Source organism: Peptoniphilus ovalis, assembly GCF_018919265.1.
In the GTDB taxonomy this organism is placed as follows: domain Bacteria; phylum Bacillota; class Clostridia; order Tissierellales; family Peptoniphilaceae; genus Peptoniphilus_A; species Peptoniphilus_A ovalis.
Genome location: NZ_JAHLQO010000008.1, coordinates 1 through 16,220 on the forward strand (window position 1 = coordinate 1; position 16,220 = coordinate 16,220).

Genomic DNA, 16,220 nt, shown 5'->3' on the forward strand with positions numbered 1-16,220 from the left:
ATACCTCTATCTTATTTCTATCATTTAGGGTAAGATGTTTATAACTCATATTAACCTCCGTGTGTGTTTTTGTCGTTATTAACATTTTACACGAAGTTAGTATGAGTTTTTATTTATTTCAGGTGTCGCACTTAATTTTACAACTTATCTGAAAAAATTGCTGAACTTTTTTTGTTTACTGGACCTAATATACAAAAAACTAATTCTAAATTGATAGAATTAGCTACTTATTGTTTAATTATTAAGTTCTTCAACTGAATCTTCTAACTTTCCTAAAACTTACTTTAACTATTTATCTTTTCTCAAATCTAAATAAAATATAGTGATAAATTGTTATTGGAGATTAAGTTTTAGAAATATTTATTAATAACTCGTCAAGATTGAATCGTCGCTTTATTATCACTAATTAGAATATTTTGTGGATTTTATGCATTTTATATATTTTCAAACATTTATATCATGAAATAAATAAAATCTTTTTTAAATATATCTCTTTGTTTAGCTTACTTATAATTTTTTATTAATCTCACACACTTTTAATAAATTCTTCTTAAAATTTTTACTGTAAAACTAAATTTTAATAAAAATATTGCTAACTTTAGTAAGTAAGATATGAAAATGTTATTTAATCTTATTGTTGAATATGATAAATTTATAATGATATTATTACGATTTAAGGAGGAATCTATGTTTTATTTAATGGACGCAGAGGAAATATATAATCAAAGAACAAAAAATTATTTTCAAGAAGTATTAAAAAATTATTCTAATCAATGCTATAGGTCAGCATTAGTTTCATTATATTCAGTAACAATTTGTGATATTATATATAAACTAGAAGAGCTATCAGAAGATTATAATGATGCAAGTGCAAAGAAAATTTTATCAGAAATTGATAAAGAAAGAAATAGTGGTAACTTATCCCAATGGGAATCTAAATTAATCTCAACTATATATGATCGAAAGAGAATTATAGATAACGAAACAAAGGCTTTTATAGATTCATTAAAACAATTTAGGAATCTCTCAGCTCATCCATCTCTAAATGATAATTTTGATTTATATGAACCTGATAAAGACACAACTATTGCTTTAATTAAAAATATTTTAAATGGAATATTAATTAAAGCTCCTTTAATAAGTTCAAATATTATGGATAAATTAACTAATGATTTAAAAGAAAATAAAAATTGGTTGCTAATTAATGAAGTAGATTTAAAAAATTTCTTAGTTGAGAAATATTATTCAAGAATGGATTCCACAACGGTAAAATATGTTTTTAAAAATTTATGGAAATTCTGTTATGTAAGCGATTCTTATGAATGTATTCAAAATGTGGATATAAATATAGCTGCTTTAAAATGTCTACTAAATTATAAATATGATGAAATAATTTCTTATTTGGAAGAAGAAAAAATACTTAACCAAATAGGGGTCGAAGATAATTATAAATTAAATCTTTGCAAGTTATTATTTGTTTTTCCTAAATTATATACTTTATTAGATGAAAGTTTAAAAAAGAATATAGATGCGTTCATAGATTCAAATAAAGATGCTAAAATATTTGCTTCCTTTAAGAACAACGATAAGCATGAACATTTATTAAATTTAAAAAACACTGAATTTAACTTCCCAAGTGAAGATGAAATAAAAACATTATATCGTTATTATGAAGATGATGGTTTTGCAAATGAATTATTAGATTTCTTTATAGAATGTTTCAGAAGTAGTTCAAGCTTTGATGAAGCTGACCTATTATTTGATAATATAATTAATCCCTTTTTGCAAAATTATAATATAACTCAAATAAAAGAAATAATTAAAGCGATTAATACTAATTCACAATTACATGCCAGAAGACGAAGTTATTATGACAATACAGCATTAATATCAGAACTTATTATAAGATCTGATTATAATGAAATCGATTTTTTACAATATCGTAACTTTAAATATAATAACTCTATTAAACCCAAAGAAGATGAACTTCCTTTTTCCTTAAATGAAGATGAACTTCCTTTTACTTATTAATATAAAGAAGATATCAAAAATTTACTGAACCCAAAATAAGGAAAAATTAAACGGAATATTATTTACAGTTCACATGGTACATTCCGTTTAATTTTTCTCCTCTCATTATTCTCAACACTCTTTTATGGTTTATGTTAAAGCATTTTTTTAATACTGAACATACTCTTTCTTCTTTATCCATATCTGCCTTTTGATTTTTCTACTATGAGTTTGATTTCTTCTCTTTCTTCTCTTTCTTATTTGTCTACTAGGTTTTCTAGTTTATGTTTTATTCATAGTATGATTTTTTGACATGAAAAAAACCTCCATCCTATTCTGGATTTTGGGGTTCACTTCAAAGAGAAAAATTCTGGGGCAGCCCCTGACTTAGTTTAAAAAAGGACTATTCCTATCCTTGTAAAGCCTAAATAATAAAATTTATCTATGATTATATCTACTCAGCTTTTACCCTCATTAGGCTATCTTACGTATATGCCATAGAGATAAAAATTCTAAAAATCAAACGTATTTTAAGAAAATTATCTCTGCACTTCACAAACTCTAAATTTTTTCTAAACTTTCTTTTTTCCTTTAGATTTATTTATAAATTTTTCAACATCACTCATTTTTATCTTATCTTCAGGACTTGGTAATCTTTTATTTATATCATTGTTTTCTATTCTAAATCTCATAATACTTCCAAGGTAAGAATAAGCAAAAATTATTTTTTTATCCTTACCTTCTTTCAATTTCTTTTTAATATAAAAAATTACTATAGCTCCTATTAATAGGATACCAGAAGCTATAATTCTATTGTTGTATAGTTCTGAATTTAAAAATATACTACAACCTATTGCCATCAAAGTTAAAACTGACGATACCATTGAAATGTATGACGAGCTAATATTTATATTAGCAACATATTCATCCTCATAAGCTTTTATTAAGCTTAAATTAGTATCTTTGTTATTTTTATCATCATTCACAGCTTCATTAATTTTATTTTTTATATCTTCATAACTAGATTTTTCAACAAATTCTAAAAATTTATCATTACTAAAATTATTTCCAATAAAAAAACAACAATTACTCACTTCATACCTCCAAAAAAACAAAATTATGTAAAAGAAAAGACCGGTCTCCCGGTCTAATCTTCAGTTATAAATAAACTATAACTTCTTATTTAACAGCTTCCCATTTTTCGAAATGTCTTTCGAACTTGTCAGAGCCACCTCTTCTAGTAAGTTCGTGAGAATTTGAAGCTTCTACGATATCGTAGTAGTACCATTTACCGCTATCTAGATCTTGGAATTTAACTAATTTATTTTCAAAACCTGTAATAGCATCTGCATCTGCTACTCTATCAAACATTCTGTTTAAGAATGCTGCTGCTTCTGCTCTTGTTAGATTTCCATCTGGATTAAATTCAGTTTCACTCATTCCGTTAGTTCTCTTGTTACCATAGATCTTATTGATTTCTTTTTCATATCTATGTCCCTTGATATCTTCGAAATTAGAAACTGCATCATTATCCTTGTCAATAGCTGCTATCATCTTAGCAAATTCAGCTCTTGTTATCTTGTCGTTCGGTCTAATCATATTATCGTCTGCATCAAGCATTCCTGCTTTAACAGCTGCGTTAATATATGTGTAGTACCATGCATTGTCTTGAATATCAGCAAATGTTGGTTTGTTGTTGTCTGATAAGTCAAGTTTTGCAAGTCTTGTAACCATAGCTGCTGCTTCTGCTCTAGTCATATTTCCTTCAGCTCTTACTGTGTGATCTTCATATCCTTCGATATAAGCATTGTGAGTTTCTTTTGGTTGTGTTTTAATTTCATCAACCTTAGGAACTACAGCATAAACTGGATGTTCTTCAGCTTTATTATCATTGTTGATTAGATAATCATCCCAGTTAGGATCATAAATAGGTTTAGCTGGAGTAAGTGGTGTCCAAGGAATACTATCTTTCTTAACAATTACTGTAACTGGATCAGAAGGTTTTTTATTCTTTTCTTTTTGAGTTACTTTAATTACATCATTTTCTTTTAAAACTTTATCTTCTGGAACCTTTACAGTCCAATTTCCATTGTCATCAACTACTCCTGGTACAATTGTTCCGTCAGGAAGTTCTACTTTAATATCAGAACCTGGTTTTCCTTTACCTTTAATATCTTTATCGCCAGGTTTAACTGGATCAACCGTTGGTTGATCAGATTGTCCAACTTCTGTAAATGTCCAAGTTAAAGTGTAAGTTATATTACCAGTAGTTTGATCAACTGATTTTACCCAAGTTCCTGGAGACCAAGTACCTAGTTTTTCGTTTGTTGTAGCATCAGTTTCTACTAATGCATTTGGTGCTAGGACTGGATATCCTGGCTCTCCTGGATTTTCAGCATAGCCTGTTTCAGCAGCTGGCTGTGCATCTAAAATTGCTTGTGGTAAGTCTTTTCCTTGAGTTCCACTTACAAATTTATAAGTTACAGTGATCTTACTTTTCTCAGTCCAAGTCCATGTTCCAATAACTTTATTTTGATTTCCTGTAGGATTTTCTTGTACTGTTGCTGGATCAGGAAGTGTCCATCCAGAAAATGTCCAAGTACCTTCTTTTTCAACTTGCTCTCCATTTTCTGTTACAGTTTGCTTTCCTTCATACTTAGCGTCTTTGAAATACTTGCCTATTTCAGGTGCATTTATAGTTGAGCCTACATATTCTTCATGAGTTTGTGGTCCAGTAGTTGCAAGGTCAGCAGTAATTGCATCTGGTTTAGTTGTAAGTTCTTTATTATTAGCTCCAACATACTTGAATTCATAAGTTACATTAGCTTTTGCAGCTTCTTTGAATGTCCAAGTTCCTATAAACTTGTTTTCATTAGTTGTAGGATTTTCTTTTACTTGTAAAGAATCTTTATCCCATGCCTTAAATGTCCAAGTTCCTTGGTTGTTTCCTGTAGTTATTTTTACAGTTTTATCAGTATCTTCAATAGTTGGTGCATTTACTGTAGATCCTACATATTGATCTGCGATATCTCCAGGTTTCTTTGCATTTACTGCTTGTGGAACTTCACTTCCATCTTCTGCTTTAAATTCAACAGTTATTGTCTTTTTATGAGTTGGTTCGAACTTCCAAGTTCCTACAAACTTGTTTTCATTAGTTGTAGGATTTTCTTTTACTTCTAAGGAGTTTTTATCCCATTCTTTAAATGTCCAAGTTCCTTGGTTGTTTCCTGTAGTTATTTTTACAGTTTTATCAGTATCTTCAATAGTTGGTGCATTTACTGTAGATCCTACATATTGATCTGCGATATCTCCAGGTTTCTTTGCATTTACTGCTTGTGGAACTTCACTTCCATCTTCTGCTTTAAATTCAACAGTTACTGTCTTTTTACCTTTTTCAGTAAAGTTAGCAGTATAAGTTGTGTCTTGAGTAAACTTATGAGTTCCCGCTGGTGGATAGTCTTCACCAAATGGTTTTTTAGCTACATCATAGTTTTCGTCAGCTTTAGGAGTTGGCGCTGCTAAATCATTTTTAATGTCTTTATATTCAGCTGTTTTTAGTACTGCATATGCAACACCCTTTGGAAGTTCATTTGCATTATCTCCAGCACCATCCATTAACTTACCATTATCTCCAGCAACAAAATTAACTACTACATAGTCGCTATCATTATTTGTTGGATTCTTTGGATCTTTAGGATAGTTATTAGATTCTGCTGGCTTTTCTGGATTATTTAATTTAACTAATTTAGTTTTTTCTTGATATTTAGCAGTTAAATTAATTTCTGTTTTAACTTCATTTCCTTCAGAATCAGTATTAGATGAAACTATTTGGCTCATGCTATTTATATTATCAGGATTAAATGACCATTTATCATTTTCATCTACTTTGTAGCCTTCATCAGCTTTTATATTTACTGTTTCTTTAGCTTCAACTTCGGAAAGTGTTTTTTCATCCCTAGGGTTTACATAGTAAAGTAATGAATCATGTAAAGCACTATCTTCTGTTGGTACAGTATTCCCTGTGTAAAGTTTACCATTTTCGCCTTTATTAAATCTAACCTTTACATAGTATTTCTCAATATTTTTCTTAGCACCTTCATCCGCTGTGTCTGGTGCATCTTCTCCGCCATCTGTTTTTCCTTCAACTATACTGTCAAGCTTTTGGTATTTTAAAGTAACTTCTGCAGTTTGGTTTTCAGTGTACTTTGCTTGGTCTTGACCAGCTGTTGTATTTACAGTTGCGTTAGTAAACTTGTATCCTATAAAGTCTGGCTTAGTGATTTTTTCTGTGTCAACAACTGTATCTTTCTTTTTAGAATCAGTCTTTGGGTATTCTTCATCTTGTACTTTATATTTGTCTAGAATATCATTATTATCTTGATCAACATATTTTATACCAACGATACCTTGGTCTTCAGGTCCATAAATTGCATAGAAAGTAGTGTCATCTGTGATAACTTCTTTCGATATATCATCAATTACAGCTCCATTTGCAGTTCTTGACCAACCTTTGAATTCATTAGCTGGCTTATCTTCGTCTGCAGTTGGTGGAGTTAAATCATTAGCACCATCAGGAATTGTAACTTTTTCTATATCTCCCCAAGTGTCTCCTAAAGCCATAGAGTGTCCAATAGGTTGATCTTTTTTAGGTTCTTTTTTCCAAGTACCACCATTAGTATCGAAGTTTACTTTTAATTCTTGTCTAAATGTAGCAATATAAGGAGTTAAATGATCCCCAATAACATCATAATGATAAGTCGTACTACCTGAAACAAATTTACCTGTTGTATCCATAGTGTTTGTATCTGGGTTTTTAATTTTTAAGTGAAGACTTTCTAATGTTCGTGGATCCTGTACATTAAAATCATTTGGCGATTGAGCTCCACTTTGAATTATTTCTATTTCTTTTCCTAAATAATACCACCCTTTAGTATCAGATACTACTGAATCATATTGAACATCAGTATAATCCTTAGTATTCAAAACAACTTCAGTAGGTACTTCATTTCTGTTTTGAAATTCAGCCTTAACTTTAGGTCTGTCGGTGTTTGTAAACCATTCAGCTCTCCAATGAGCTGTAGCCCTTTGGGTAATATTAACTTGAATATCTTCAGAATTAAAATCTCCTCCTGGTAGAGAATCTAGCCTAATATCAAATGCAAATTCATTAGGTACATATAATTCCCAGTTATATCTATCAGGGTTTTCATAACCAACTAATTCAGCATATTTTTCCGTTTCATAAAACTTAAAGTCGCCTTCACTTGTTATTAATTCAGATTTGGCAATATCTTGACCTGTATCAAAAGTTCGTATATAAAAATAAAGTCCTGGAAAATGTTTAGGTATGCTTAAGTCAATACTGCTCCAATTTACTCTTACTGTATACCTATCTCCTTTAGGAATTAAGTCTCCTGCAGCTCTTGCTTTAAATCTGCTGTTTATAAATTTTTCAGGATTCTTTATACCTAAATCACTAAATTTATAAGCTTTATAAGATTTACCCTCAATTATCTTCGTTTCATATTTAGCTTCCTTCGTACTTGAATTAGTACCTGACTGATTAGCAAGCGTTGGAGACGGTGTAAAAACCGTCCCTATTGCAATTGCTAAAGCCATTAGGAAAGCTATCAGTCTTTTTCCTAACATAATATCTCCTTTAATAAATAGTCTTTCTATGTGTTCCGTCTAAATACCCTGCTTTAGATGCTGATAGTTCAATTCTATCCCCTCTAGTTAGCTCATTATCTAATTTATAAACGTATTGTCCTAACGAGTCAGTAGTAATAGTTTTTATTGACTTTCCATTTATCTTAATTTCTACATTAGCTCTTGGTGCTGAAGTCCTTATGTCAAGAACTTTACTACCATTTCTAGTATCTTTAAGCATTACTGTTAAACTTTCTTTATTTATTCTATCTAAAGCTTCCTTAATTTTTTGAATGGATTCAGTAATTTCTTGATTGTTTTCAAGATTATCCTTACCGTTAGTCACTGAATCTTTAAGGTCTTGTACATCTTTATCAGGCTTATCCTTGATATCATCTTTCTTCAATCTATCTTCAGCCTCTTTAATAACCTTTATTAAATCTAGCTTATCTTGAAGTTCTTTCTTGATTGGATTGTAATCAGAATCTGCTGAATCTTTTGATCCTGGAATTGCATCAATCTTATCTTGAGCGTCTTGGATATTTTCTGAAGTTGGACTATCTTTAGCTTTGTCTACTGCATTGTCTGCTTCTTTTTGTGCAATAGCCTTATCAAGTTCTTCCTTAGCTCGGTCGACTTTACTTTGATCTACTGTAGGATCATTTTTGTCGCCTTTTTTCTTAGTTTCTTTACCTTCTTTTAAAGCATCTTTTAATGCCTTATCAATAGGCTTGTTTTCGTCTAAGTTTGATCCATCGTTTCCACCAATTTCTTCAGCCTTATCGATGGATTCTTTAAGTTTTGAAGTATCCACGCCTACTACCTTAGGATCAGATGTGTTATCTGCTTTTCCTGGTTCTGACGCTGTTACTACAACTTTGTCTCCATCTACTAAAGTATCGGTAGTTACTTTGTAGTTTCCTTCTTTATCAGCTTCTCCAATAAATGTTTTAGGTTCACCATTTTTAGGTGTTACGGTAACTGTTACTTTTGCACCTGGAGCTGCTATACCTGATACTGTGTTCTCATCCTTGTTAGCCTTATCAACAGTAGGTTTTTGTGTTAAAACTTTGTCTTCTACTGTAATAGTTTCAGCTGGAGATTCAACCTTGGAATCATTGATAGTAGAAACCTTGATGGTGTCGCCTTTTTTAGCTGATGGATCTAGTGGTACTACAACTTTTCCGTCAACAACTTCAACTTTTTCATTAGGTTTGCTCTTGATTTTCCAAGAACCATCCTCTTGTTTTTCAATTACTAATGAATCTTCTTCATTAACCTTAACTTTTATAGTTTTAGCTGTTGGATCTGCAATTGTTGGATCAACGATTTTAACATTTTTATCTCCAGTATATACTGGTTCTACTGTAGGTTTTTGAGAAGATTTTTGTACAGGAGCTTTATCAAATATTTCATTTGAAGGATTTTCTCCATCTTTAAATGTTACTTTGATTTGATCTCTGTCATTTAGTGGTAAAGTATCTTTTACTGGAATTACAAGCTTTCCATTAGAATTTTCTGTTACAGTTGCTTCTGGATTGCTTCCTTCTACTTTCCATTTCTTACCTGACTTGTCAGCTTCATCTCTTGTAAGTGTAATTGCATTTCCATTTTGATCTTCTACTGTTATAGTCTTAATTTTATCTTCAGCATTTGGAGCATCTACAATTACATTTTCATCATTTTCTCTTATTGGAGAAATTTCTGGTTTTGTAAGTTTTGCACCTGTGTCTGGTTTTCCGTCACTATTTTTATCACGGAATACTTTTGCTTCCACTTTAGAAGACTCGGTTTTACCAGGTTCTGTTGCAGTAACAAAAACTTTTTCTCCAGGATTTAGTTGTTTTGATAAATCTGTTTCGAATTCTCCATTATCACCTACTTTAATAGATGTTCCTTCTGGAAGTAAGCTATTACCTAACTCATCAACAATTTTAATTTCAGAGCCCTTAGTTGCTTTTCCTTTAACAGTTGTTACTTTTTTGTCACCTTGGTTGGCTGCAATAACATCTGTTGGTTGTGCTGTTTGGTCTGGATTTACTTTTAAAGCTGTCGGTGTTTCGCCATTAATTGTTTCTGTAGCAAATTTATTATTTGTAGTATCAAGTGTTACAGTTAATTTCTTATCATTGTCATCAGAAGTTAACTTTGTACCTTGCTTATAATCTACAGATAAACCAGCTTTAGTGAATTCAGTATTATCGTCATGGTTATAAGTGAATAGCTTTTTGTTTCCATTAACATCAGTTAATAGTACTTTTAATCCATTTAAATTTAGTACTTCCTCATTATTATATACCATTTTATCTGGTGATGCCACAACTTCCATTCCTGTAGCTTTTGAAATATCAAAGGCTTGTGAAGAATCTGGTTGTCCGTCTCCGTCTTTGTCATCATATACAGTTGTTGTTTGAGGTAATGATTCTCCCTTAGGAGCTTTTATTGCAGTTACAGTTACTTTTGTACCATTTGGAAGTTTTTCACCATCTTTAGTGGCTTCAATCTTGTAATTTCCCTCACTATCAGCTGTTGCTGTTCCAACTTTAACATCTCCAACTTTAGCTGTTACAATTGCGCCCTTTTCAGTTTCACCTGTAATAGTAGTAAACGCTTCATCCTTAAAGTTATATGCCAATGCTGCTGGTCTTTCTGTAGTATCATCTACATCAGCTTTGCCATCGTTATCGGCATCAAGTTTAACTGTGATTTGTTTGTCAGCTTTAACAGTTGGTTTGTTTTGTGCGTCTGCACCGATAACGGTAACGGTAAATTCTGTACCGTCTGTTAATCCAAGTTCAGCACCATGTGCTGGGTTAAGAGTAATACCATTTTCATTTTTAAGTTCTTCAGAAGTATAAATTGCTGTATTTCCAGCTGCGTCTGTTAATTTGATTACAAGTCCTGTTGTATCAAAAGTAGCTTTTTCATCTTTTTTGTTTACTAGGTAATCCATCTTATCTGGGTTAGATAAAATTTCTACGTTTGTAGCTTTTTTGATGTCAAAGTCTTCTTCATCATCAGCTTTGCCGTTTCCGTCTTTATCGATCTTAACAACAGTGGCTGTTGGATCAGAAACGAGTTTACCTTCGGCTTGAGCTGTTACTTTAACTTCTGTGTCTTTAGCAAGTGGTTTACCATTTTGCTTAGCTTCTATAGTGTAATCACCATCGCCATTTGCAGTTGTTTCGCCAACTATTGTTTCTCCAACTTTTGCTACAACTTTAGAGTTTGGTGTTGCCTTACCAGTAATTGTAGTTGAAGTTGGATTTTCACCTTTATTTAAAGCAGTTGCTGTTGGTATTGCTGTTTTTTGATTTACATCATCATCTGCTTTACCGTCGTTGTTAGCATCTCTTGCAACAGTTGCTTCTTTAGCTTCAGAAGGATTTTTGCCTGGTTCTTGAGCTTTTACAGTTACCTTAGCGCCATCTTCTTGCTTTTCGACCTCAGCTGTAAAGTTTCCATCTGTTTTATATACTATATTACTTGGAGTGATATCTTTACCACTATTGTCATAGATTTTAACCGTTGCACCTGGTTTTACTTTACCTGTTACTGTTGTAGTATCCTTAGGTTCATCTGTTACTTTTTTAGTTTGTGGATCAACCTTATTTTGGTTAAGAGCTTTTACATCTTCTGGCTTAGCAGATAGATTTGCATCTACTGAAATGACAGTTTGTGTTTGTCCTTCAATCTTATCTTGTCCCTCGCCCTTTGTTACTACAATTGGTTGAGCATTATGAGTCTCAACAGTTAAATTAGTTTCATTTGCTGGAGCAATGCTAAATCCTGCTTTTGTAATTGCATCTACTCCATCATAAGTCTTTAATAGACCGGCATTATCTTTTGCAATAACTTTCATACCAGTAAGGTTAAGTTGGTCGCCTTCGCCGTAAGCCATCTTAGTTGGTGCAATAACAGTAATTTCTTTGATGTTATTTTCATCAAAAGTTCCAGCCTTGTATTGAGCTACTATATCAGTTGCTTTTGCGAAAGTTCCTTTTAATGCTGGTTTCCAACCTGTATGTCCATAACCTGCATTAGGCATAATTGTTGGTGCTTTGCCTGTAAGGTCAACTTCTTTATTTTCTCTTACATAAATTTCAGTTGTTGAGCCTTCAGCAAATTTACCATTATCACCTGGTTTAAATGTTATTTTTACAAAACCTTCTTTTGCTTGATCAGAGAAATCTGATTCGTAAGTTGCTGTAAAGCTTGTTGCTACAGTATATTTCTTAGCTGTTGTTAGGTCTGCATCAGCATTTTGTGCATCTACCCATTTAGCAAAAGAATAGTTGATGTCAGGAACTAATACTGGTGCTGCTTTATCTAAAACTACAGCCTTTTCTGGGTTAACCCAAAGTACATTTTTAGCTCCATCAGCAAATTTACCGTGGTCACCTTGGTTGAATGTTATTTCTGTCCAACCCTCAACAGGTTTATCTGAAACATCTGATGAATAAGTTGCTTTTATTTTGCTATTATTTGCAAATGTTCCAATTAAAGTTCTATCCCAACCAGTGTGAGTTTTTCCTGCTACTGCTGTTACATTTGGAGCTTTATCTGTTAAGTCTACAAGGGTATCTGGTTTTACCCAAACATCTTTAGTTGTTGCATTATTTTCAAAAGTACCATTTTCTGCATCTGTCTCGAAAGTAACTTTGTTGAATCCTTCTACTTGTGTATCAGAAGTATCGGCTTGATAAGTTGCTTTGATAGTTGTTTCATTAGCGTATTTTTTCGCTGGTGTTAGTGCTGGGTTCCATCCAGTGTGTGTATAACCTTTTGCAGCTACAATTCCTGGTGCTGGTAGTACTAAATCTTTTTCTGGATTTACCCAGTAAACTGTTGTTGCATCTTTTACAAATTCACCATGATCACCTTTATCGAAAGTAACTTTTGTAAAGCCTTCTGTTTCTTCTGTTTTAATATCTCCAGCTGAAGCATATTGCGCAGTTATTTCTGTTGCTGTGCTGAATTTTGCCACTAAATCATGATTCCATTTTGTAAATATATATCCAGATTTAGGTGTAACAACTGGTGCCTTATTAGTTAGGTTAACTTCCTTATTTGGATTAACCCATACAGATCTTTCTGTAGCATTAACTTCAAATGTTCCGTTTGTACCTGGTTTAAAAGTGACTTTTACGAAGCCATCTTTTTCTGTATCAGAAATATCAGAATCGTAAGTTGCTGTAATTGTTGTAGCATTTTCATATTTTTTAGCAGTCGTAACTGCTGGATTCCATCCTGTATGGCTGTAGCCAGGGTTTGGAACTATACCTGGAACTGGTAGGGTTAATTCTTTAGCTGGGTTGACCCAAAGTTCAGTTTTTGCATTTTGGGCAAATTCACCATGATCGCCTTTGGAAAAGGTGATTTTAGTGAACCCTTCTTTTTCTGTATAAGAGAAATCTGAATCTAACTCATACTTGGCAGTGATGGTTTGGTCTCCATTAGTTTTAGTAAATGTTTGAACTAAATCTTTATCCCAACCTGTATGAACATATCCATCATTAGCAGTAACTTTTGGTGCTTTTGAACGAAGGTCTACTAGCGTATCTGGTTTAATCCAGAAATCTTTCTTTGCAGCTGTGTCAGTGAAAGTACCATTTTCACCTTGAGCAAATGTTACTTTAATATATCCTTCTTTTTCAGTTTCAGAAACTAATTCATCTGAATTATATGTTGCAATGATTCTTTCATCATTTACATATTTTTTAGGAGCATTCACAGTTGGATCCCATGCTTTGAAAGTATACCCTGTCTTTGGTGTAACTGTTGGGGCATTTAGAGTAACATCTTTTGCTGGGTTGACATAGATAACTTTTGTTTGCTCTTCATCAATAGTACCTTTATCTAGTGCATCGAAAGTTACTTTTGAATATCCTTCTTTTGGTTGATCAGATGTATCAACATCATATTCGTATTGAGCAACTATCTCATTTGTTTTTTCACTAAATTGTTTAGCTGCATTAATTGCTGGATTCCAAGCTCCTTGACCTTCAACTTGCTTCCATCCAACATTTGCTGTAACTTTTGGTGCCTTATCGCTTAGATTTACATCTGTATTAGGTTTTACCCAATAGATTGTAGTTTGACCATCAACAATTTTACCATGTTCTCCAGCTTTAAATTCTACTTTAACAAAGTCGTCTGGAACACTTGGTTTATCTTCGCCAGGGTCTTGTGGCACTACATTTTTTCCAGTATATTCATATTGGGCAGTTGTTTCAAAATTTGTAGCAAAATTTGTTGGAATTGTTGGATTCCACTTATCTGTTTTTACTTTGAAGTTTTCATTTGCAATAATTTCTGGTGCATTAAGGACTGTGCTAGGCGCATTATTTTTAACTAAGAACTTAGTTGTTCCTTCTAGTGTTCCGTGATCGCCAGCTAAGAATTCTACTTTTACATAACCTTCTGGAATGTCTTCTGGTTTTGGAAATTCTCCTGGTACTTCTATTACATCCTTTTTAACAACAAGAGTCATTGTGTGAGTTGCTGTTGCTCCAGATTTATCTTTTGCTGTATATTCAACAATATATGTGCCAGGTGTTTGGTTAATCTTTGAAACGTCAGTTATTTCTTCTTTATTTTTAGTTATTTTATATGAGAATTTATTTTCACCATCCATAACTAAATCAGTATCACCATCAGCATCACTAACTGTAACGTCTTGAGTTAAATCAAGAGCATCGCCTTTAAATATTTCCTTATAGTCAGGTGCATTTATAACTGGGATACTATTTGTAGTAAGTGCTTCAATTGCTGTTTTAATAGCTTTATAAGCATTATCTAAAGAATCTTGACCAGCTTTATCTACAGTTACAGCTGGTACTGGTTTTTTAGTTTCTTCATCAACTAACGCCTTACCTTTTTTTAGTTCTTCTGCAAGTTTTTCATACTGTGCTTTCTTTATGCCAGTTTTTCCATTAAAGTTAGATAAAACTTTGTCTGCCATTGGGATGATTTTATTTAAATCATCTGGGTTTAGTTTAACTTGTTTTTTAACTGGAGCTGATTCTGTATCAACACCTGAAAGTGTTACGACAATTTTTAATTCTTCTCCAGCTATAAGTGGTCTTGTACCTGCTACGAAAGAACCATCTTTGTTTGCTAAGGTAATTCCTATTACTTTGTCGTTATTGTCTTTAATAACAACTTTTGCACCTTCAAGGTTAGTTCCTTCTGTTTGTGAGGTTATTTTACCCTTAACAACTTCATCATTGTGTCTTGGTGCTTTTGCATCGTCATTCTTTTCAATATCAAAGTCAATATTTAAATCACTTGGCATATATGCTGCATTTAAATTTTGTTGAACTTTACTTACTGCATTACCTAATGTATCAAGTCTTGGTGACCAGTTGCTAAATACTTTTCCAGTATCTTTTTGGTTGTCTTTTGTCAAAGGTTCAGGAGAACCAAGTCCCTTTACCCTATCTTGAACTGTTTGGTCATTAAAGGAAGTGCCTGCTATTACATCAACCACTCTTATTTTATCATTAGGATTAGATAATGTAAAAGTCCCCTTTGTTGTTTTAGGTGATTTTTCATCTGCATTTAAAACAAGTCTTCCATAACCCTCTGGTATTTCTCCAGGATTGTTTGGATCTTCTGGTGTTACAATTGGTTTTTGTCTTTTAATTGTAATTGTCCCACCATTATTTACATCATAAGTTTTTGATAACTTATAGTCGATACCATTTGACTTAATGTTTTCAGCAGTAAGTGTTAAATCAATAGAAGAATCCATTAAATCCCATTCATCTAGAGATTTTGATTGCCATAGGTTTTCTGAACCGCTTGTTTTGATATCAAATGTTTTAACTTCTCCTAGCTTAGCTTTGTTTTTAAGTTCATCTTGTGCTGGAGTATCTTTTGTTATTACATTTCCATATTCATCTACATATTTGTAGTTTATGTTTGTGTTAACAACTTGGTAAATACCTAATTCAAATTTTAAATCTTGACCCGCTCCAATAGGAGCTGCTTCATCAAAGAATGCTAAAATATTAAATCTATTAACATCTGTATCGTACTGAGTTCTGATATAGTAGTTTTCAACTGTTTTAGTTGAGTCAGTTTGTACTGTAATAGTTTTGTCTCCAGAAGAAGAAATTGTAACTTCATCAGAAGCCTTTACTCTTCCTTGTTCTCCACTATATTGAACTTCTATCCATGCTTTAAAGCTTTTATTTGCTCCAAAGGCATCCCAGTTGAAAGTTCCACTACTTAATCCTTCTGTAGAAACAGTTAACTTAGCAGTTTCTGTTCTAGTTGGATTTGTACTTCTAAGACTCATAGTGTTGTAAGCACTTCTTGCTCTTCTTATCTTTGGTAATCTTGAAGTATTTTTATTACTGAACTCAAATATTTCTGATCTTGGTCCAATCTTTTGTCCTTCGGATTTTTGAGTGCTATTTATATTTTCTGCATAACTATTTGAAATAGCAGATACAGGTGTTATAAATATTTGCAAAATCATAAGGATGGAAAGGATCATAGAAATAATACTTTTTCTGTTCATTTTTCCTCCTAATTCTTAGTCAATAATCATC

5 protein-coding genes are annotated in these 16,220 nt (G+C 32.3%); 1 reads left to right on the forward strand and 4 read right to left on the reverse strand.

From position 1 onward, the window contains the following. The first annotated feature begins 687 nt into the window (after positions 1 to 687). The gene (locus tag KQI68_RS10135; RefSeq protein WP_216550012.1) at positions 688 to 2,031 is read left to right on the forward strand and encodes a hypothetical protein; all 1,344 of its coding nucleotides are present in this window, start codon (positions 688 to 690) and stop codon (positions 2,029 to 2,031) included. A gap of 58 nt (positions 2,032 to 2,089) precedes the next feature. Here the strand turns inward: KQI68_RS10135 and KQI68_RS10460 are convergent, their stop codons facing one another. The 4 genes from KQI68_RS10460 to KQI68_RS10150 all read right to left on the reverse strand — a co-directional run bounded on the left by KQI68_RS10460 (position 2,090) and on the right by KQI68_RS10150 (position 16,189). Further along, positions 2,090 to 2,212 (reverse strand): hypothetical protein, encoded by a 123-nt coding sequence (locus tag KQI68_RS10460; protein WP_281422267.1) that lies wholly within the window; start codon positions 2,210 to 2,212, stop codon positions 2,090 to 2,092. 370 nt (positions 2,213 to 2,582) lie between these two features. Further along, positions 2,583 to 3,104 (reverse strand): hypothetical protein, encoded by a 522-nt coding sequence (locus KQI68_RS10140; RefSeq protein ID WP_216550013.1) that lies wholly within the window; start codon positions 3,102 to 3,104, stop codon positions 2,583 to 2,585. 85 nt (positions 3,105 to 3,189) lie between these two features. Then, complete coding sequence (locus KQI68_RS10145; protein WP_216550014.1) at positions 3,190 to 7,659, reverse strand: S-layer homology domain-containing protein; 4,470 nt, start codon at positions 7,657 to 7,659, stop codon at positions 3,190 to 3,192. 10 nt (positions 7,660 to 7,669) lie between these two features. Further along, positions 7,670 to 16,189, reverse strand: a complete 8,520-nt coding sequence (locus KQI68_RS10150; RefSeq protein ID WP_216550015.1) for an Ig-like domain-containing protein — start codon at positions 16,187 to 16,189, stop codon at positions 7,670 to 7,672. Positions 16,190 to 16,220: the final 31 nt, after the last annotated feature.

What these genes read in the sequence shown, in the direction of transcription:
- KQI68_RS10150 (WP_216550015.1), bottom strand. Translation starts at nt 16,189, where the DNA reads ATGAACAGAAAAAGTATTATTTCTATGATCCTTTCCATCCTTATGATT.
- KQI68_RS10145 (WP_216550014.1), bottom strand. Translation starts at nt 7,659, where the DNA reads ATGTTAGGAAAAAGACTGATAGCTTTCCTAATGGCTTTAGCAATTGCA.
- KQI68_RS10460 (WP_281422267.1), bottom strand. Translation starts at nt 2,212, where the DNA reads ATGGATAAAGAAGAAAGAGTATGTTCAGTATTAAAAAAATGCTTTAAC.
- KQI68_RS10135 (WP_216550012.1), top strand. Translation starts at nt 688, where the DNA reads ATGTTTTATTTAATGGACGCAGAGGAAATATATAATCAAAGAACAAAA.